The 18,390-nt window shown below is 60.1% G+C and carries 22 protein-coding genes and 2 tRNA genes; 11 read left to right on the top strand and 13 right to left on the bottom strand.

Going from position 1 to position 18,390, the window contains the following annotated elements:
- Nucleotides 1-19 precede the first annotated feature (19 nt).
- The 6 genes from Q6L55_03110 to Q6L55_03085 all read right to left on the bottom strand — a co-directional run bounded on the left by Q6L55_03110 (nucleotide 20) and on the right by Q6L55_03085 (nucleotide 4,020).
- A tRNA-Ser gene (locus tag Q6L55_03110) sits at nucleotides 20-104 on the bottom strand.
- A 13-nt stretch (nucleotides 105-117) separates the two neighbouring features.
- Nucleotides 118-1,542, bottom strand: coding sequence for an FAD-binding domain-containing protein (locus Q6L55_03105; GenBank protein ID MEN9257704.1), 1,425 nt, complete (start codon nucleotides 1,540-1,542; stop codon nucleotides 118-120).
- The gene (fabZ, locus tag Q6L55_03100; GenBank protein ID MEN9257703.1) at nucleotides 1,542-1,979 is read right to left on the bottom strand and encodes a 3-hydroxyacyl-ACP dehydratase FabZ; all 438 of its coding nucleotides are present in this window, start codon (nucleotides 1,977-1,979) and stop codon (nucleotides 1,542-1,544) included. Before fabZ ends, Q6L55_03105 begins: the two co-directional genes overlap by 1 nt.
- 56 nt (nucleotides 1,980-2,035) lie before the next feature.
- Nucleotides 2,036-2,293 carry a hypothetical protein gene (locus Q6L55_03095; GenBank protein ID MEN9257702.1) on the bottom strand — a complete coding sequence of 86 codons (258 nt, stop codon included), beginning with the start codon at nucleotides 2,291-2,293 and terminating at the stop codon, nucleotides 2,036-2,038.
- A 110-nt stretch (nucleotides 2,294-2,403) separates the two neighbouring features.
- Nucleotides 2,404-2,922, bottom strand: a complete 519-nt coding sequence (gene fldA, locus Q6L55_03090) for a flavodoxin FldA (protein MEN9257701.1) — start codon at nucleotides 2,920-2,922, stop codon at nucleotides 2,404-2,406.
- Between the two features lie 69 nt (nucleotides 2,923-2,991).
- Nucleotides 2,992-4,020 (bottom strand): chlorophyll a/b binding light-harvesting protein, encoded by a 1,029-nt coding sequence (locus tag Q6L55_03085; GenBank protein ID MEN9257700.1) that lies wholly within the window; start codon nucleotides 4,018-4,020, stop codon nucleotides 2,992-2,994.
- Between the two features lie 195 nt (nucleotides 4,021-4,215).
- Here Q6L55_03085 and Q6L55_03080 point away from each other — a divergent pair.
- Nucleotides 4,216-4,289, top strand: a tRNA-Arg gene (locus Q6L55_03080).
- Here the strand turns inward: Q6L55_03080 and Q6L55_03075 are convergent.
- Entirely contained in the window at nucleotides 4,290-5,180 is an 891-nt protein-coding gene (locus Q6L55_03075) for a metallophosphoesterase (protein MEN9257699.1), read from the bottom strand.
- 156 nt (nucleotides 5,181-5,336) lie between these two features.
- Between Q6L55_03075 and Q6L55_03070 the strand changes: the two genes are divergently transcribed.
- Complete coding sequence (locus Q6L55_03070) at nucleotides 5,337-6,131, top strand: FtsQ-type POTRA domain-containing protein (protein MEN9257698.1); 795 nt, start codon at nucleotides 5,337-5,339, stop codon at nucleotides 6,129-6,131.
- Between the two features lie 6 nt (nucleotides 6,132-6,137).
- Here the strand turns inward: Q6L55_03070 and topA are convergent, their stop codons facing one another.
- Nucleotides 6,138-8,756: a type I DNA topoisomerase gene (gene topA / locus Q6L55_03065; protein MEN9257697.1), complete on the bottom strand. Its 2,619-nt coding sequence runs from the start codon at nucleotides 8,754-8,756 to the stop codon at nucleotides 6,138-6,140.
- A gap of 181 nt (nucleotides 8,757-8,937) precedes the next feature.
- Between topA and rimI the strand changes: the two genes are divergently transcribed.
- Nucleotides 8,938-9,438, top strand: coding sequence for a ribosomal protein S18-alanine N-acetyltransferase (gene rimI / locus Q6L55_03060; GenBank protein ID MEN9257696.1), 501 nt, complete (start codon nucleotides 8,938-8,940; stop codon nucleotides 9,436-9,438).
- Here the strand turns inward: rimI and Q6L55_03055 are convergent.
- Nucleotides 9,367-9,891, bottom strand: coding sequence for a methyltransferase domain-containing protein (locus Q6L55_03055; protein ID MEN9257695.1), 525 nt, complete (start codon nucleotides 9,889-9,891; stop codon nucleotides 9,367-9,369). The genes rimI and Q6L55_03055 overlap by 72 nt on opposite strands.
- Nucleotides 9,888-10,949, bottom strand: a complete 1,062-nt coding sequence (pstS, locus tag Q6L55_03050) for a phosphate ABC transporter substrate-binding protein PstS (GenBank protein ID MEN9257694.1) — start codon at nucleotides 10,947-10,949, stop codon at nucleotides 9,888-9,890. Before pstS ends, Q6L55_03055 begins: the two co-directional genes overlap by 4 nt.
- A 92-nt stretch (nucleotides 10,950-11,041) precedes the next feature.
- Between pstS and Q6L55_03045 the strand changes: the two genes are divergently transcribed.
- Together Q6L55_03045 and Q6L55_03040 are read left to right on the top strand one after the other, a co-directional pair.
- A complete protein-coding gene (locus Q6L55_03045; GenBank protein MEN9257693.1) occupies nucleotides 11,042-11,365 on the top strand; it encodes a hypothetical protein in 324 nt (107 codons plus the stop codon).
- A complete protein-coding gene (locus Q6L55_03040) occupies nucleotides 11,362-11,907 on the top strand; it encodes a gamma carbonic anhydrase family protein (GenBank protein MEN9257692.1) in 546 nt (181 codons plus the stop codon). Before Q6L55_03045 ends, Q6L55_03040 begins: the two co-directional genes overlap by 4 nt.
- Here Q6L55_03040 and Q6L55_03035 read toward each other — a convergent pair.
- Entirely contained in the window at nucleotides 11,862-12,659 is a 798-nt protein-coding gene (locus Q6L55_03035; GenBank protein MEN9257691.1) for a TPM domain-containing protein, read from the bottom strand. The genes Q6L55_03040 and Q6L55_03035 overlap by 46 nt on opposite strands.
- A 160-nt stretch (nucleotides 12,660-12,819) precedes the next feature.
- Between Q6L55_03035 and rnz the strand changes: the two genes are divergently transcribed.
- Genes rnz through Q6L55_03005 form a run of 6 tightly spaced genes read left to right on the top strand, consistent with a single transcriptional unit; the run spans nucleotide 12,820 to nucleotide 17,008 of the window.
- Nucleotides 12,820-13,782 (top strand): ribonuclease Z, encoded by a 963-nt coding sequence (rnz, locus tag Q6L55_03030; protein ID MEN9257690.1) that lies wholly within the window; start codon nucleotides 12,820-12,822, stop codon nucleotides 13,780-13,782.
- A 3-nt stretch (nucleotides 13,783-13,785) separates the two neighbouring features.
- Nucleotides 13,786-14,604 (top strand): sulfate ABC transporter permease subunit CysW, encoded by an 819-nt coding sequence (cysW, locus tag Q6L55_03025; protein ID MEN9257689.1) that lies wholly within the window; start codon nucleotides 13,786-13,788, stop codon nucleotides 14,602-14,604.
- A 12-nt stretch (nucleotides 14,605-14,616) separates the two neighbouring features.
- Nucleotides 14,617-15,693 (top strand): alanine dehydrogenase, encoded by a 1,077-nt coding sequence (gene ald / locus Q6L55_03020; GenBank protein MEN9257688.1) that lies wholly within the window; start codon nucleotides 14,617-14,619, stop codon nucleotides 15,691-15,693.
- Between the two features lie 33 nt (nucleotides 15,694-15,726).
- Nucleotides 15,727-16,098: a hypothetical protein gene (locus Q6L55_03015; protein ID MEN9257687.1), complete on the top strand. Its 372-nt coding sequence runs from the start codon at nucleotides 15,727-15,729 to the stop codon at nucleotides 16,096-16,098.
- Nucleotides 16,095-16,703, top strand: coding sequence for a flavin prenyltransferase UbiX (locus tag Q6L55_03010; protein MEN9257686.1), 609 nt, complete (start codon nucleotides 16,095-16,097; stop codon nucleotides 16,701-16,703). The genes Q6L55_03015 and Q6L55_03010 overlap by 4 nt, the downstream gene beginning before the upstream one ends.
- The gene (locus Q6L55_03005; protein MEN9257685.1) at nucleotides 16,685-17,008 is read left to right on the top strand and encodes a hypothetical protein; all 324 of its coding nucleotides are present in this window, start codon (nucleotides 16,685-16,687) and stop codon (nucleotides 17,006-17,008) included. The genes Q6L55_03010 and Q6L55_03005 overlap by 19 nt, the downstream gene beginning before the upstream one ends.
- A 94-nt stretch (nucleotides 17,009-17,102) precedes the next feature.
- Here the strand turns inward: Q6L55_03005 and Q6L55_03000 are convergent, their stop codons facing one another.
- Together Q6L55_03000 and Q6L55_02995 are read right to left on the bottom strand one after the other, a co-directional pair.
- Nucleotides 17,103-17,813, bottom strand: a complete 711-nt coding sequence (locus Q6L55_03000; protein ID MEN9257684.1) for an anti-sigma factor — start codon at nucleotides 17,811-17,813, stop codon at nucleotides 17,103-17,105.
- Nucleotides 17,810-18,367 (bottom strand): sigma-70 family RNA polymerase sigma factor, encoded by a 558-nt coding sequence (locus tag Q6L55_02995; GenBank protein MEN9257683.1) that lies wholly within the window; start codon nucleotides 18,365-18,367, stop codon nucleotides 17,810-17,812. Before Q6L55_02995 ends, Q6L55_03000 begins: the two co-directional genes overlap by 4 nt.
- Nucleotides 18,368-18,390 lie beyond the last annotated feature (23 nt).

The following is an 18,390-nucleotide window of genomic DNA, read 5'->3' as shown; positions in this document are numbered from 1 at the left end:
CGGCGGTGCAGGTTGAAAACGGAGAGAGTGGGATTCGAACCCACGGTGAGTTGCCCCACACAGCATTTCCAGTGCTGCGCCTTCGACCACTCGGCCATCTCTCCCAGTAAATCCCCATTATACCGCTCCAGCTAGGGCCTGGTACTTGCGTTTGAACCGTTGCTGTTGCTTGGCGTGGTCCACAATCGGCGGCGGATATCCCAGTGCCCGTCGCTCCAAAGGGGTCATCTGGTTGGTCAACACCTGCGCCACCTCCACCCGACGCAACTCCGGCACCCAGGTATAGATGTATTCCGCGTCGGGGTCAAATTTGGCCGCCTGGGTATTGGGGTTGAACATGCGCAAAGGCCGCGGGTCCATCCCCACCGACGCACTCCACTGCCAACCCCCGTTATTGGCACTCAAATCCCCATCTATAAGCTTCTGCATGAAATAGCGTTCCCCCCAGCGCCAATCAATCAGCAAATCCTTGGTGAGAAAACTGGCCACAATCATCCGGCAACGGTTGTGCATCCAACCGGTTTGGTTCAACTGACGCATCGCCGCATCCACGATGGGATAGCCCGTTTCTCCCGCACACCAGGCTTGGAAATAGCGTTCATTGTTCTCCCAGGGAAAAGCGTCAAATTTGGCCCGGTGACAGTGGGTTTCCAGATGGGGGAAATGATACAGACCGTGTTGATAAAACTCCCGCCAGGCCAACTCCTGCTGCCAGGTGACCACCGATTCATTGCCCGGAAAATGCGCCAGACATTCCTGGGTAAATTGCCAAACCGTGCGAATGCCGATGACCCCAAACTTCAAGGCCGCACTTAACCGGGACGTGCCGTTGACAGCCGGAAAATTACGCTGCTGGTGATAGCTGTAAATCGCCGAGTGGCCGAATTCCTGCAACAGGGCCTTGGCGCCCGCCGTGCCGATGGGATAGTCCAACCCACCGGACCAGGAAAACCCCAACTGCTCGAGTGTTGGTAGGGGAATGGCGCCCGCCTGCTGGGCCACCTGTCGCTCCGGTTCCGTTAGCCCCACACAGTCCTGCAAAGGGGGATAGGGCTGGGCTTTCGCCTGCTGGGACCACCGTTTCCAAAAGGGCGTAAAGACCGTGTAGGGCTGCCCGGCCTGGGTCAGGATGTCCTCAGGGGCATGTAGTAACTGGTCCCAGAACTGGCGGTGGGCGATGCCCTGTTGGTCGAGCGCTTGCCTCACCCGCTGGTCCCGTTGACGGCTATAGGGTTCCACATCCCCATGCCAATACACCGCCGCCGCTCGGAGCGCCTGGGCCAACCGGGGAATCGCCTCCGCCGGGTCCGCCCACAGCATCAACAATTCACTGCCTACCCGCTGGTATTGGCGCTGTAAATCCGCTAGACACTCCCGCAGGTAACACACCCGTATCGGCGCTATATCCTCCCGTCGCAAGATATGGGGGTCCCAACAGAACACACCCACCACTTTGGGGGTACGTTGGCGCGCCTGATACAACCCCACACTGTCCTCGATGCGTAAATCGCGCCGGTGCCAAAAGAGAATCAAATCGGGCATCAATCCACCAGGGAAAACAGGAAATCCCCCTCGGCAACCAGTTCCCCCTCCACCCTCGCCCGCCCTTGGATTTGCCCAAACCGCCCCAGCCGCACCCGCACCAACTGCGCCTCGATCACCAACTGATCCCCCGGCGTCACCTGGCGACGAAAGCGCACCTTATCCATCCCGGCAAACACCGACAAACGCCCCTGGGCCTCCGGCAACTGCATCACGATCACCCCCCCCACCTGGGCCATCGCCTCAACGATCAGCACCCCCGGCATCAGCGGTCGGCCCGGAAAATGCCCCTGGAAAAACGGCTCGTTGAACGTCACATTTTTGATGCCCACCGCCCGTTCCCCCGGCACATACTCCACGATCCGGTCCACCAACAAAAACGGGTAACGATGGGGCAGCAACTTTTGAATCCCCTCAACCGTCAAAACCTCTGCCATGCCCGACTCTTCGCGTTTGCCCCTTGATCCTACACCAACCCGGTCCCCGGCGGAGACTAGTCCTTGCCCGACCAGAAGCGGCGCGGCCTGGCGGCGATAAAGTCCGGGCAATCCACAGCCAGGGGAGTCATGGCCCGACCGGGGTGGACCGCACACTGCAGGCGATGGTCCCCCGAAAAGTAATAGCAGCGGTCACAGGGAACCCGATGCAGTCGTTGCAGGACCTCCACCCCATCCACCAACGCCAAACAAACCGCCGTAAAAAAGCCCACTAAGAACAACCAAATGATTAAAGGGCATAGCAGGGACATCATAGGTAAAAGGGAAGGCAGATAAGTTGCGAGTCATTTTTCTCAACCCTTTGCAGTACCTGAACCATAGGGGGAGAAGTTATAGACACTTTTGCCCCCCCCTTCCCCTGGGATCAATCCAGACCAAATTCCCGCTGCAACTGGGCAGCCCAGGCTTGAATCCGTTTAGTCGTCAACTCCGGCTGGTTATCCTCATCCAGGGCCAGGCCCACAAACTGATCCCCCCGCAGCGCCTTCGACCCATTAAACGTATAACCCTCCGTCGGCCAATACCCCACCGTTTGCCCCCCCAACGACGTAATCATCTCCTCCAAAATGCCCATGGCATCCTGAAAGTTATCGGCATAGCCCACCTGGTCGCCACAGCCAAAATAGGCCACTTTTTTGCCACTGAAATCAATGGACCCCAATTGCTCGTTATAAAAACCCTGCCAATCGCTCTGCAACTCACCAATGTTCCAGGTTGGGCAGCCGATGATGATGTAGTCATATCGGGCGAAATCCTCAATATCCGCGTTGGCGATGTCAATCACGTCCACGACTTGGGGGCCCCCTAGCGCCTTTTGAATCTGCTTTGCGGCATTTTGGGTATTGCCCGTTTGCGTACCGTAAAACAAACCAACCTTGGCCATGAACCCACCTCCACAACATTAGAAAAAAAGTTCTCCTCTCTCCCCTTGCCGTGTCGGAGCGTCAGCGTGCTAAATCTGCAACGAACTCAAAGCCCGTTCCACCCGTCGGAAATCAAACCCCAGCGCCCGTAGAGCATGCCACAGGTGACCTTGCAGGCAGAAAAAGGCTAGGAAAAAGTGGGCATTGGCCAGCCAGGCCCGGGACGTGTACGTACCGTAGGGAAGCTTTACCGTGTCGGCAAAGTAGGGCGTGATACCCAGCTTCACCTCCAGGGGCGGGCCGTAAAATTCCGGCGGGTAGGCAAAGGTGTTCACCGCACAGAAATAGGCCGCCACAAACCCCGCCAGAGCAATCCCCCCCAGGGCATAGGACAACAGAGCTTCCCCGGAAAACAACAGCACCCGCCGCGCCCAATTTAAGGGGGGAACCAAAATATGCCAAATGCCGCCGCCAATGAGCATCAGCCCCACATAAATATGCCCCCCCACTAAATCCTCCAAATTGTCCAACTGGGCAAAGTGGGTTTGATACCCGTAAATCACTAGGGGATTGAGCGTTGGTTGGGTCACCAAACGGACGCTATGGATGGATGCATCGTACAAACCACCCCACCAACAGGCCTTGGCCACCAGCAACAACGCCCCCGCCCCCAAAAACAACAAATGATGCCCCAAAATGATGCCCAATTGTTTGGGGTCATCCCAGGCGAAATGAAAACGCTTAGCCCAACCCGTGGCCGTTTGTAAATCCTCCGGCGCCTTGAACGTGTGGAACAACGCACCCGCTGCCAAAACCGCCGACGCGATCAGATGCACCGCCCCCACCACGAAATAGGGATAGGTATCCACCACCTGACCACCTTCCCCCACACCCCATCCCAACGTCGCCAAATGGGGCAGCAAAATCAGACCCTGTTCCCCCATCGGTTGGTCGGGATTAAAGCGAGAAATTTCAAATAACGTAAACGCCCCCGCCCAAAAGGTCATTAACGCTGCTTGGGCCACATGGGCGGCAATAAATAACCCCGACAAGTTGGCAAAACGGGCATTCCCCGCCCACCAACCATAGGTCACATCCGTCTCTCCGTAGGTTTGCATCGCCTTACCTCCTCAATCCACGCACTTGGGAAAAGCGGGTTACCCCCAGTCGGATAACCCGTTATTGAGATTAACTCTCAATAGCAACCCTACGGCTAACGATAGCACAGTTATTGGGAATTTTGTTCATTAATTAGGTTACAGATTGTGAAGGGGTGGGGGTTGGTCTTGCTATAATAGGTGTCTGCGGTGCCAGGGCTTGTAGCTCAGTGGATCAGAGCACTTGACTACGGATCAAGGTGTCGGGGGTTCGAATCCCTCCAAGCCCGTCAAGTCATTCCCGCCAACGCCGCTTGGCAGTTATGGACTGGGTAGGGTTGGGGGTGGGGGACCAGGGTAATGACAGTCACTTCAGGTGGGCAACCGAATCGGCCGGGTAGATAGGTGCCCAGTCCCCGGTTGACGTAGAGTTGGTTGTGGCCAATGCGGTGCAATCCCTGGCTCCATTCCCAGTGCACAATGGTGCGGTCCCAGTTCTGGTTGAACAGGGGGGACGGAATCCGACGGCACAACCAGCGGGGCAAGCGGCGTTTCCAGGCATCTGTATAGGCCGGCAGGGGTCCCCAACCGGGGATGACAATTTGCCCACCGTGGGTATGGCCAGAAAGTTGCAAGTCCACGCGCCACCGCCGGAGTACGTCCGCACTATCCGGGTTGTGGGAGAGCACCAGTCGGGGCAAATGGGGGGGTAAGGCCTGCAATAGGGGCGCTGGCCGGAACTCTTTGGACCAAAAATCGGCCAAACCCACCACCGCCATACCTGGCCCTAGGGGGTAACTCACCTGGTTCCACAACACCTCAATCCCCGCACTGGTCAGGGCCTGGGTGACGATGGTCCGCGCCTGGGGCCATTCGATGTCGTGGTTGCCCAGCACCGCACAAACGCCGTAGGTGGCTCGCAGTTGCCCCAAATACCCCGCCAGTTCCCAAATCGGCTGGGGGTCATCGGTGATGTAATCCCCGGTGAGCACAATCAAATCGGGTTGGGCCGCCTGGGTTGCTGCCAGAGCTGCCTGTAGCAAAGCGGGACTTAAGCGCAAACCGTCGAAGTGGAAATCGGAAAGTTGCACCACGCGCACGTCTGCTAGGCTCTGGGGCAGGTCATGAATGGCAACAGTCACCCGCTCCACCCGCAACGCGCCCGCTAGCCACCTGTGCATCCGTCACCTTAGGTATCCCTCCCTATTCTTAACCCATCTGGGCGAAAAAAACATGAGAAAGAGTTTTAAGAAACTTTGACGCCTGGGTAGTAGTCGGGTTGTGGTTCTCGGCCGCCCGTGTCAGGATTAAGGGGGAGAGGGCGTTTTGGGGGCAGGATGGACTTTCGCCAACGGCGGCAGCAAATCCGGCGGCAAAAGCGACGGCAACTTTTGCTAGAGATCTGGCAAACCCTGGCGACCCTGGGAACAACAGCAGGCCTGTTCTGGCTGGGGCAACATCCCAGTTGGTGGGTGGTGCAACCGGAGCAAATTGTCATTCATACCCAGGGGTTGCTGACCGAAGCGCAGGTGCGACATTGGTTGCCGTTTGACTACCCCCAGCCCCTGTGGCAGGTGTCCCCCTCGGCACTAACCCAGCGTTTGCAACAAGAACCGGTGGTGGCCCAGGTGCGCGTCCGGCGGCAGGCCTTTCCCACGCGGGTAGAGGTCTGGGTGCAGGAGCGCCAACCGGTAGCGGTGTTGGTTTGTCCTCCGCCCTGTCCCCCCGAAAACCAAGGTTTTCTCGATGCACAAGGGCATCGCCTGGGGCCGGAGTACGGTCCAGTTTTACGCCGTCTCCAGCGCTATCCCACCCTGCAAGTGCGGGGCTGGCATCCCGGCTACACCTCCCTGTGGCCCCAGGTGTACCGTGCCATCACCATCAGTCCGGTGCGGGTCACGGCCATTGACTGGCAGCAGCCCGGGGACTTGGGTTTGCAAACGGAGTTGGGTTGGGTTCGGTTAGGGAGCGATGTACAGCAGTTGCCGGCCCAATTGCTGGCCTTGGACCGTTTGCGCCATTTGCCCCGCCAGGTCCCCCTGCCCCGCATTGCCGCCATTGACCTGAGCGACCCCCAGGCCCCCTTGATCGAACTGCGCCCCGAACCTCCGCGACAACCGGTAGTGAACTAAGTCTAACTAGGTCTTTTTGCGGCGGGTGGTAGCACGCTTGCGGGTGGTGGGTTGTCGTTGCGCCAGCAGTTGCACGGCCTGCTCGAGCGTCAGGCTGTCGGGGGAGGTCCCTTCGGGAAGACCGACGTTCACCTTGCCGTGCTTGACGTAGTAGCCGTAGGGGCCTTGATAGAGTTGCACGGGTTGGTGGTCGTCGGGATGGGGACCAAGGTCGCGCAGGGGGGCGCTGCGGCCACGGCCGGCCTTGGGTTGGGCCAGCAATTCCAAAGCCCGTTCTAGCGTGATGGTGAGTACGTCATCCTCCGGTTTGAGGGAGCGAAATTCTTGGCCCTCTTTGCCCCGGTCGTGGACGATGTAGGGGCCAAAGCGCCCTATACCGGCTTTGACCACCCCTCCTTGGGGATGGGGACCTAGGGTGCGGGGCAAGGACAGTAACCCCACCGCCGTTTCTAGGGTGACCTGTTCCGGGGTCATGCCCTTGGGGAGGGACACGCGCTTGGGTTTTTTGTTGGTCTCGCTGACGTCTCCCAGTTGGACGTAAGGGCCGTAACTGCCAATGAGAACGTAAATGGGTTCGCCGGTTTCAGGATGGAGACCCAGTTTGGTGGGCCCTGCGGTTTTCTGGCGCAGCAGTTCCTCCAGAACCGCCGGGGTTAACTCGCCAGGGGTTAGGTCCTTGGGCAGGGAAACCGTCACGGTTTGACCGTTTTGGGGGATTTCCACGTAGGGGCCGTAGCGGGTACTCAAATGCACTTTGGCGTCGCCTAATCCCTCCAGTTCCAGGGTGCGGGCGGTGGCCGGATTAATACTTTCGGCCTGCTGTTTCACCTGGTTGGCCAACCCCTGCTCCCCCAGATAAAACTCCTGTAAGTAGGGCAGCCAGTTGACGTGACCGGCAGCGATTTCGTCCAGGGTTTGTTCCATCCGGGCCGTGAAACCCGTGTCCACCAGGTGGGGGAAGTAACGCTCTAGCAAAGCAGTCACGGCAAAGGCGGTAAAGGTGGGCACCAGGGCGTTGCCTTCGGTTTGCACATAGCCCCGGTCCTGGATGGTACTGATGATGGTGGCGTAGGTGCTAGGTCGGCCAATTCCTTCACTCTCCAGGGTTTTCACCAGGGAAGCCTCCGTGTAGCGGTCGGGGGGTTGGGTTTCGTGGCGCACCGGTTCCACTTGGGTACAGGTTGGCGTGTCCCCCACGGCCAAGGGCGGCAGATGGATTTCCTGGTCCTCTAAGGCGGCTTGGGGGTCGTCGGAACCTTCCACATAGGCGCGGAAAAAGCCGGGGAAATCAATGCGCTTGCCGGTGGTGCGAAATTCCGCATCCCCTGCCTGGATGATTACCGTCAGGTGGGTAATTTGGGCCTCCGCCATCTGGGTGGCTAAGGTGCGTTTCCAGATCAACTCGTACAGGGCTAGTTCTCGTCCGGTGAGACCGGTCTCCTGGGGGGTACGAAAGGTGCTGCCCGCCGGACGGATGGCTTCATGGGCCTCCTGGGCGCCTTTGCTTTGGGTGGCGTACTGCCGGGGTTGGGGGCTGAGGTATTCTTTGCCGTACATATGCTCCACGCAGGCGCGGGCGGCGTTGATGGCCTGTTGGGATAAATGCACGGAATCGGTACGCATATAGGTAATGTAGCCCTGCTCGTACAGGCTCTGGGCAATGCGCATGGTCTCCTGGGCCGAAAGGCGTAATTTCCGGTTGGCCTCTTGCTGTAGGGTGGAGGTGGTAAAGGGGGGAGCGGGCTTGCGCTGGACCTGCCGGGAATCAACGGCCTGCACCCGCCAGGTTTCTCCTGATAAGCGCTGGCACAGTTCCTGGGCCTCGGCCTCTGACAACCAACGCACCGATCGCCCCGGCAACAACTGGCCGGTTTTGGGGTCAAAGTCCTGGCCGGTCGCCAGCTTTTCGCCGTTGAGGGTTACCAGACGAGCTTCAAAGGGTAGGCCATGGGCCATCAGGCGGGCTTTCACATCCCAATAGACGGCGGAGCGAAAGGCCCGGCGCTGGCGCTCCCGTTCTACCAATAGCCGCACTGCCACCGATTGCACCCGCCCTGCTGACAGCCCCGGCCCCACCTTTTGCCACAACAGGGGGGAGAGGGTGTACCCCACCAACCGGTCGAGAATCCGGCGGGTTTCCTGGGCCCGCACCAACCCTTCGTCCAACTGGCGACAGTTTTGCAGGGCCTCCTGGATGGCCTCGCGGGTGATCTCATGGAAAACCATCCGTTTGGTGGGCACCTGGGGCTGGAGCACCTGGGTCAAATGCCAACTGATGCTTTCCCCTTCCCGGTCCTCGTCGGTGGCCAGGATTAATTCCTTGGCGTCCTTGAGGGCAGCCTTGAGATGGTTAACCACCTTTTTCTTATCTGGCGGAATGATGTACAGGGGTTCAAAGTTGTTGTGAATGTTCACGCCCAGGGTGGCCCAGTCCTGGCCCTTGTACTCCGGGGGGATTTCGCTGGCCGACTGAGGCAAATCCCGGATATGGCCCATCGAGGCCTCCACCCGGTAGTTGTCCGGTAAGTACTGCCGAATGGTACGCGCCTTGGTGGGTGACTCCACAATCACCAATGTCGGTTGACCATCGGCTGCAGCAGTCGTTGGCGGTCGAAAACGGGGCATAGGCCAGGGCTTGAAGACAAGGGGTTGATGACCAGGATAGGATACTTACTACGTTAGGCAAAGGGCTGCCTGAGTGTGTAGTCCAAACAACCGTCCGGCTCCCGGGGTTTGCCCGGTCCTGGGGTGCTCCCAGCCAGTCAAGGCCGGTTTGCAGCTAGGTTTAAGGCAAAACCAACATCCTATGCCATTGCGTCATCTGACAGTACAGGACCTAGATGCGGTGGTGGCTCTCGACCAAGTGGCCTTGGGGGGATGGTGGTCGCCCCGCCAGTACGCCGAGGAATTGCAAAAACTCGGCACCTTATTTGTGGGTTATGTCGCTCCCGACGGACTGCGAAGTATGGCCGCCGCCTGGGTCATCCTCGATGAAGCCCATATTGTTTTGCTGGCGGTACATCCCGAGCACCGGCGTCAAGGTTTGGGACGGGCCACCTTGAACCATCTGTTGCAGACCTTGCCCCCAACTGTTATGCACGCCACCCTTGAGGTGCGCAGCCAAAATACCATTGCCCTGCACCTCTATCAATCCTGTGGATTTGAGGTACTTGGGCGCCGCCCCGGCTATTACCAAAACCCCGATGACGATGCCCTGATTCTCTGGCGACGCTGCCTAACGGGTGGCAATCACATTCAGGCTGATCAAGGTGTCCAAAATCCGCAGGGAACTGCAATCGGGGAATAGATGAAATTCACTCACCTGCTCGTAGCGACTGAACCCCGCCTCGGCTAAATACATCCCCAAAATATCGATGTCAAAACCCACCTTATGCACATCATACTGGTTCACCTGGCCCCCAAACATGATCCGCATCAAATGGAATCGCTCCTCCGGCAGCAGGTTGGGATGGCAGTACAGCCAGCACAGCACCCGCAAATCCGGCACGCTGATCAGGAGCTGGCCCCCCGGTTTGAGGACCCAATGCCACTCCCGCAACACCCGCAGCACCTCATCCTGCAAACCGTAATGGAAATGCTCCAGCACATGACTGGCATAGACCATGTCCACCGATTGGTCAGCAAACAGGCTGAGGTTAGCGGCATCCGTCACGTAGTCCACCTCCGGCCGGGGTTCAATATCCACGATCTTCCAGTCCGGGTGGGGATGTTTACCGCCAATGTGCAGTCGTAGGGTCATGCAACCAGGGTGTGATTTTGCATCAAGGTTTGGGCCTGCGTAACCACCGGACCCGGCAGGGGCACATACCCCAACTCTGTGGCAAACTTTTGCCCCTCCACCAAGGCCCACTGGATAAACCTACGTAGGGTTTCCCCCTTTTTTTTATCGTCGTACTTCTGATAAATCAGCAGCCAGGAGTAGCTGACGATGGGATAGGCTTCGGGGCTGCTGGGGTCATCTACAAATCCCCGCAGACGCTTGTCGAGCACCACGTCGGCCACCCCTTTTTCCACCGCATTGGGCGTCGGCAGCAGGTATTTACCCGCCTTGTTTTCTAAAGCGGCAGTCGCCAGTTGCAACTGCTTGGCGTAGGCGTATTCCACGTAGCCAATCACCCCTTCGCCTTGCTGGATTTGGGCGCTGATGCCGGCGTTGTCTTTGATTCCCGTCCCCACTGGCCATTTAACTGTCAAACCAGTGCCCACCTGGTTTCGCCACAGGGGGTCAATGGCGCTCAAATGCCGGGTAAAGATGGCGGTCGTACCACTGCCGTCGGAACGATAAACGACGGTAATGGGTAAATCGGGCAGGGTGATTTCCGGGTTCAAGGCGGCGATTTCCGCATCGTTCCAGCGGGTGATTTTTCCTAGGAAAATGGCCGGTAAAACCTGACGCGACAGTTTGAGTCCGGTGGGCACCCCCGGCACGTTGTACACCACGGCCACGCTCCCGGCGGTCATCGGCACAAACAGGGCACCCCGTTTCACCTGGGCGGCTTCCTCATCGGTCATGGCCACATCACTGCCGGCAAAATCCACCGTTTCCGTGAGAAATTGTTGGATGCCTGCGGCACTGCCGATGGGTTGATAGGAAATCTGCACTTCGGGATAGATTTTTTGGTACTCGCTAAACCATTTCAGGTAGAGGAAGGAGGGAAAGGTGGCACCGGCGCCATTGAGATAGACGGGTGAGCCAGGACTGGGTTCGGTCTTGGGTGGGGGAACGGGCTGGGACTGACAGGCAATTGCCCCTAAACCGGTCGCCAAGGTTAAATACAAATACTGCCGCCGCCGCATAGCTAGGCTAAGGACGCTTCGCCTTTGATAATAACCCAAGGCCAAGCTGTTGTGACCCTATAATAGTGGCAACCACATGGGCGGAGTGAACCATGGGCCTGGAATGGCATCACTTTTGTTGGGAAGGGGAACGGCTGGTACAGGTGGAAACCCAACCCGACCCCCTGGTGGGTTTGCTAGCCGAAATCCGAGAGGTGCGCGACGGGGAGGACATCACGTGGGAAGACTTGTACTCGGCCTACCGCGAGTGTCCCGAGGATGGCCCGGTGACGTTCTACGAAGCAGAGAGCGGGGAAGCAGGCCGGCCCTCTGGGGTGTACCCCTGCGCGCCGGGGGAAGAAACGGTCATCACCCAGACGGACATTGACACCCATCGTCCGGTGCTGGCGCTGCGGGGACGGGCTGCCCAGTCATGAAGGACTTTGACCAGGCCGATTGTTCCCTGCCGGATACCCACCTGGCCAGTTTTATTGCCCCCAACGCCACCGTCATCGGCGATGTCCGGATTGGGGTGGATGTGAATATCTGGTATCAGGCGGTGGTGCGCGGCGACTGTAGCCCCATCATTTTGGGTCGGGGGACGAATATCCAGGATGGGTGCGTGCTGCACGGGGACCCGGGGCAACCGACGGTGTTGGGGGAATGGGTGACGGTGGGCCATCGGGCCATCATCCACAGCGCTGAAATCGGCAATGGCACGCTGATTGGCATGGGGGCCATTGTGCTCAACGGGGTGCGCATCGGCCAGGGGTGCATTGTGGGGGCCGGGGCGGTGGTCACTCAAGCGGTTCCCGACTACTCCCTGGCGGTGGGTGTGCCGGCCAAGGTCATCCGTCACGTCACCCCCGAGGAGGCAGCCGAGTTAATCGCCCACGCCCAGCATTACGTCACCCTGGCCCGCCAGCACGCCCGTCAGGTTTTAGAAGGAGACGGCTCGCCAAAAATGGGACTCAGGTAGGCCACCAACAGGCCAATGGCAAAACCGGCCACGTTGCGAAACACGGGTAACCAATCGCTGGTGCGGCTCACCACCGGTCCAATGCCAAAGGAGATAAACAACATCCCCCACAGGGGCGAGAAAATGAGTACCCACTGCCAAGCAATCACCTGACCGGGGCGGCGTGGTTGGGCGGCAAACCCACAAATGATGCCCCCCACTAAAGAAGTAATCAGGGTCAACAGCCACTGCTCCCGGGGTAAACCAGGTACGACCCGGCAACCATCGTCCTTGACCAGACAGGCTTCGATCACCCGCAGGGACTGGAGGATGGCCTGGTCTTCCCCGTGGTCCCGCACATAAAACATATTCCCGAAACGGGCCTGTAATTCGATCCAAAACAGCCGGGGCATTTTGGCATAGACCGCATCCCCCACATTGAAGCTCAAGAGATTGCCCCCGCGCGGGTCGGCCACCAGCAACACGCTCCGGTCGTCTAACCCCCAAAACTCCTTGACGGCCCGCCCCGGTGTCCGGTCATACTGGGTCACCACCCGCAACTTCCAGCCATGCTCCCGCTCGAATTGCTCCAACTCCTGGGCCAGGGCTTCCCGCTGCAAATCGGTTAAGGAATGGTTCAGGTCAATGATGGGCGTGGGATGGTCAGGCAACAAATCGGGATTGTCATAGGCCAGGGCCGGCGCCGCTGCCAAACCCCAGCTCAAAAACACCACCGCCAACAGACCCCAAACCCAGTACCAGCGTCGTCCCATAGCACACCCCGTCTTCCAAAAGCCCTAATGTCACACAAGAGTTACAAAATTTACATTCCGTAACTTGCTTTCTCATTTTAGGGGGTGGGGGCGGGGTCGTCAAATGGCGGGGGCGCTGGGGTTCGCTACACTGATCAGGGAGTGGATAGCCAAAGGCGAGGTGGAGATCACGTTTCTGGGAACGAGTTCGGGGGTGCCCACCCGCAGCCGCAATGTCTCCAGTGTGGCCTTGAAGTTACCCCAGCGGGCGGAGGTCTGGCTGTTTGATTGCGGCGAGGGGACGCAGCACCAGTTCCTGCGCAGCGATTTGCGCATCAGTCAAATCCGCCGGATTTTTATTACCCACATGCACGGGGACCATATTTTTGGGCTGATGGGGCTGCTGGCCAGTTGCGGCCTGTCGGGGGATAACCACGCGGTGGATGTCTATGGCCCGGCGGAGTTGCAGGGGTATATTCGGGCCTGTTTGCGCTATAGCCAAATGCGCTTTGGGTTTCCGGTGCGGGTCCATCCGGTGGCGCCGGGGTTGGTCTATGAGGATGAGGAGTTTCAGGTGACCTGCGCGCCCCTGAAGCACCGGGTGCCGGCTTTTGGCTATCGGGTGTCTGAGCGGGACCGACCGGGGGAGTTCAATGTGGCCAAGGCGCAGCAGTTGGGGATTCCGCCGGGACCGGTCTATGGGCAACTCAAGCGGGGAGAAACGGTGACGCTCCCGGATGGGCGGGTGTTCGATGGCCGGGAGTTCTGCGGGCCGCCCCAACCAGGTCGCCACTTTGTTTATTGCACTGATACGATTTATTGCGATGAGGCGGTGGCGCTGGCCCAGGGGGCGGATGTGTTGGTGCATGAGGCCACCTTTTCCCATCTGGATGCGGCTCTGGCTTTTGAGCGGTTGCACTCTACGTCTACGATGGCGGCCCAGGTGGCTCTGGCGGCAGGGGTGAAGCAGTTGATCCTGACCCATTTCAGTCCCCGTTACGCCCCGGGCAATCCCATTCAACTGGCGGATTTGCTGGCGGAGGCCCAGGCCATTTTCCCGAACACGGTGCTGGCCCAGGATTTTTGGACCTACAGCATTCCCCGCACGCGCATACCGGCCACGACGGCTTCGGGGGGAGCTTAAACTATGCGTCAGCCGGTGCGTCCTAAAGGTGGGGTGGCGTGGGGGTTGATTGGGGTGGCAACGCTGTATCTGGGGTTGATGGTGGCCCTGCCCCTGGTCAATGTGTTTTATCAGGCGTTGCGGGAGGGGTGGTCGGCTTACCTGCGGGGGTTGATGACGCCGGAGGCCCTGCATGCCCTGGGGTTGACGCTGCTGGTGGTGGCCATTGCGGTGCCGGTGAATACGGTGTTTGGCCTGGTGGCGGCTTGGGTGCTGGCGCGGTATCCCCTGCCGGGTAAGGGGTTGATTTTGGCTTTGTTGGATGCGCCCTTGGCCATTTCGCCGGTGATCGTGGGCTTGATGTTTGTTTTGCTCTACAGCCCGACGGTGGGGGTGTTTGGCCATTGGGTGGAGGCCTGGGGGCTGCCAATTGTCTTTGCGCCGCCGGGGCTGGTGCTGACGACCCTGTTTGTGACCTTGCCGTTTGTGGTGCGCGAGGTGCTGCCGGTTTTGGAGAGTATGGGTCGGGAGGAGGAGGAAGCAGCCCAGACCTTGGGGGCCGGGGGGTGGCAGATTTTCTGGCGGGTGACGTTGCCCCAGATTCGCTGGGCGCTGCTGTACGGGGTGATCCTGACGACGGCGCGGGGATTGGGAGAATATGGGGCGGCGGCGGTGATCTCCGGCAAGGTGATTAATTTGACCAATACCCTGACGCTGCACATCGAGCGGATGTATATGGAGTACGAGACGGTGGCGGCCTTTGCGGGGGCGTCGCTGCTGACGGTGATCGCTTTGGTGACGGTGGCGGGACAGGCGCTATTGGGTCAGGCAGAACGGCGGTAAGGGGGTTACGCCATGCGCATCGGGGTGCCTAAAGAAATCAAGGACCAGGAGTTCCGGGTGGGGTTGAGTCCAGCAAGTGTGGCAACGCTGGTGGCCCACGGCCATACGGTGGTGGTGGAAACCCAGGCGGGCCAAGGGGCGGGCTTTAGCGATGAGGACTACCGGCAGGCGGGGGCGCTGTTGGTGCCGGATGCGGCGACGGCCTGGGCCCAGGAGTTGGTGGTCAAGGTGAAGGAACCATTGCCGGTGGAGTACGACTATCTGCGCCCGGACTTGCTGTTGTTTACTTACCTGCATCTGGCGGCGCAACCGGGGCTGGTGAAGGCTTTGCTGCGGGCGGGAACGACGGCCATTGCCTACGAGATGGTGGAGTTGGAGGACGGTCGCCTGCCCCTGTTGCACCCGATGAGTGTGATCGCCGGGCGGTTGGCGGTGCAGGTCGGTAGTCACTTTCTCCAACGTCCGGCTGGGGGACGGGGGGTGCTGTTGGGGGGGGTGCCAGGCGTTAAACCGGCCCACGTGGTGATTCTAGGGGGGGGCGTGGTGGGGACGGAGGCGGCCCGCATGGCGGTAGGTTTGGGGGCGCAGGTGACCATCATCGAACGGAATCTGGACCGGTTGCACGCCCTGGGGGATTTGTTTGGGTTTCGCGTCCTGCTTTTGCACAGTAACAGCACCCACATTGCGGAAATGGTGCCCACGGCGGATTTGCTGATTGGGGCGGTGCTGGTGCCGGGGAAACGGACGCCGAGGCTGGTTTCGGAGGAGCTGGTGCAGCAGATGCGCCCGGGGAGTGTGATTGTGGATGTGGCGGTGGACCAGGGGGGGTGCGTGGCAACATCCCGACCGACGACCCATACCCAGCCAGTGTACACGCGCTACGGGGTGCTGCACTACGGGGTGCCGAATATGCCGGGGGCGGTGCCCTGGACGGCTACCCAGGCCCTGAACCAGAGTCTGTTGCCCTATCTGCTGACCCTGGCGGAACACGGCTATGACGCCCTGGCGCCCGATACGCCCTTGGGACGGGGGGTCAATACCCGGGCGGGACGGTTGGTGCATCCGGCGCTCCAGGACCTGCTGGTTTAGAATGGGGGTGGCGGGGCGGCCAGGGGAAGTTACATGCGTTACGTGTGGGAGCGGTTTCGCCAGCCGGTGCCGTCGTCATTGGTGCTGAATCGGCAGGAGGCCCTAGTGGCTTTGGCAACGGCGATGATGGCCATTGACGATGAGGTGGCGCCGGCGGAGATGGGGTCGCTACACAAGCCGCTCATTGGCCTGGGCCTCGGGGTGGATAGTCGGGTGATCCAGCGGGTGCAGACCTGGTTGCGGCAGGTGGACCCCCTGGAGTTGTTTTGGGCGGGGGTACGGGGGCTGGACCCGGCAGATCGGGAAACGGCGGTGCGGTTGTTGGCTCAGCTGGCCCTGGGGGAGGTTTTGGGATTTGGCCCTGCCCAGATTCGCGCCCTGGTACAATGGGCTACCCAAGCATGACGGGGCAGTCCTGGCCGGTGGTGCTGGCGGCAACGGGGGCGTCGGGACAAATCTATGCCCTGCGGGCGTTGAAACACCTGCTCTATGCGGGCTATGGGGTGGAATTGGTGCTATCTCAAGGGGCCTACCGGGTCTGGAGTGAGGAAATGGGGGTGAAGGTGCCAGCGGTGCCCCAGCAGGAGGCTTTTTGGCGGGAACAGGTGGGGGTACCTACAGCCGGAAAATTGATTTGCCATCACTGGCGGGACATCGGGGCGGGGATCGCCAGCGGCTCCTACCGCACCCTGGGGATGGTGGTGATGCCCTGTAGTATGGGGACGGTGGCGAAATTGGCGGCGGGTTTCAGCGGTGATTTGATTGAGCGGGCGGCGGATGTGCATTTGAAAGAGGGGCGGCCGTTGGTGCTGGTGCCTCGGGAAACCCCCTTTAGTCTGATTCACCTGCGCAATCTCACCACCTTAGCGGAAGCGGGCGCCCGCATTGTTCCGGCCATCCCTGCCTGGTATCATCAGCCGCAGTCGGTGCTGGATTTGGTGGATTTTGTGGTGGCGCGGGCGCTGGACCAGTTGGGGATGGATTGCGTGCCATGGCAACGGTGGTCCTAAAGGGGGTGCAGCTCACCCTGGCTGTCGTCTGGGGGATGCTGGTGGTGCAAAATTGGCAGCCCTGGGTGCCCCTGGTGTTTTTGGGCCAACCGTTGGTCACGCTGCCGTTGGGGGTGGCCTTCGGCTTAGCCAGTTTGGCCGGCTGGCTAACGGCTTGGGGCTTGGATAAGTGGTTAGGTCAACCGCCTCGGCCCCCGGAACCGGAACCGATCGTCTTGGAACCGGATTATGTGGAATACCCCCGTAAAACCCCCCCCCCTGCCGACGACGAGGACGACTGGGATTTTACCGAGGACTGGCGCTGAAAGATAACCCGATGTCCAGGGCTAAACCGGGCCGTAACCCCGGATTGCCGCCAAGGATTTTGCCCGTGGGGATTTCCGGCCCAACCCCTTCACCTCATAAACTACCACTGCTCATCATCGGAAAACCCCTGGGAACATTCCCCATGTCCGGTTCGGAGGTGATGACCAGGGCTTTCACCCGGGGGTCGTGGGGCAAAAAGCGGGGGTTGGTCCAGTGAATGATGCCGTTTTTATTGGGCACAAATTGGCCGCAGGGGAAGTGGCGATTGTCTTTGGTGATGGCCCACAGGACATAGACATGGTTTTGCGGGGGAGGGGGCAGTTTATCGTTGAATACCACCAACACTTGTCTTTGGAGGGTAAGGACGCGAACGGTTGCCCCTCGGAGCATGGGGGTCGCCCCGATTAGGATGGCCATGCGGGTGTCTTGATGCCGGAGCGCAGCCATCACGACCTGTTGCAGGCGCAATTCCTGCTGGGCCAATCGCCACTGCCGCCAAAGCTGCCAGTTGGCCATCCCCAGCCCCATGATGCCCACTAGACCAGCAGTGGCTGCCGCCCATAACCAACGCCGGGGTCGCCCAGGGGCCGTCGCCAAAATCCGCCCTCGCAAGCTGGGAGGTGGCGTCACCGGCTCGCACCCGTAGGCTAAACTGTGCCAGACCGCCTGTAACTCGGCGACTTCCTGGGCCAGGGCGGGGTCCTGCTGTAACCGGCCTTCCCAGGCCAGCAGTTCAACCGGGTCGCATTCCTCCAGAACCAGGTCGGTCAAGTGCTCGGGGTGTGGGTCGGCCATGGACGTCATAATACTTGGTCGTACAAAAGTTGCCGCAGTTTACTCAGGATACTGCGGGTGCGGGTTTTGACGGTCCCCAAGGGCAGGTTAAGTTGCTGGGCGATTTCCGCTTGGGTGAGTCCCTGGTAGTAGGCCATTTCCAAGAGCTGCCGCTGCTCCGGCGCCAGTTGGTCTAAGGCCCGGCGGACCCGCTCCTGGCGTTCCCGCAGGCTCAGGTGCTCCCACAAGGGGGGTTCCGTCAGCCCGGCGGTTAAAATGCCCCAGCGTTGCACCCAGCGCATCCGGGACTGGCGCATGCGCAGGCGGTCAATGCCCCGGGAGCGGGTGAGGGTGGTAAGGTAGGTTGGAACAGAACCCCGCCGGGCGTCGTAGTTCCCCCTGCACCACAGGCTGGCGAAGACCTCCTGGGTCAGGTCCTCTGCCTCCTGGGGCTGTTGCAGCAGCCGCAAGGCCAGGGAATACACCAACTTACCGTAGCGTTCGTAAAGGAGCGCCATCGCCCGGGACTCACCACGTTGAATGCCCTGGAGCAGTGCCTGGTCGCTGGGAGCGGGAGAATTCATCGCCAGGAGCAGTTGCCCTTGAA

The organism is Gloeomargarita sp. SRBZ-1_bins_9 (genome assembly GCA_039794565.1).
In the GTDB taxonomy this organism is placed as follows: Bacteria; Cyanobacteriota; Cyanobacteriia; order Gloeomargaritales; family Gloeomargaritaceae; genus Gloeomargarita.
Note: the sequence above shows the minus strand (reverse complement) of the source record. Positions and strands in the feature narration are given on the sequence as shown.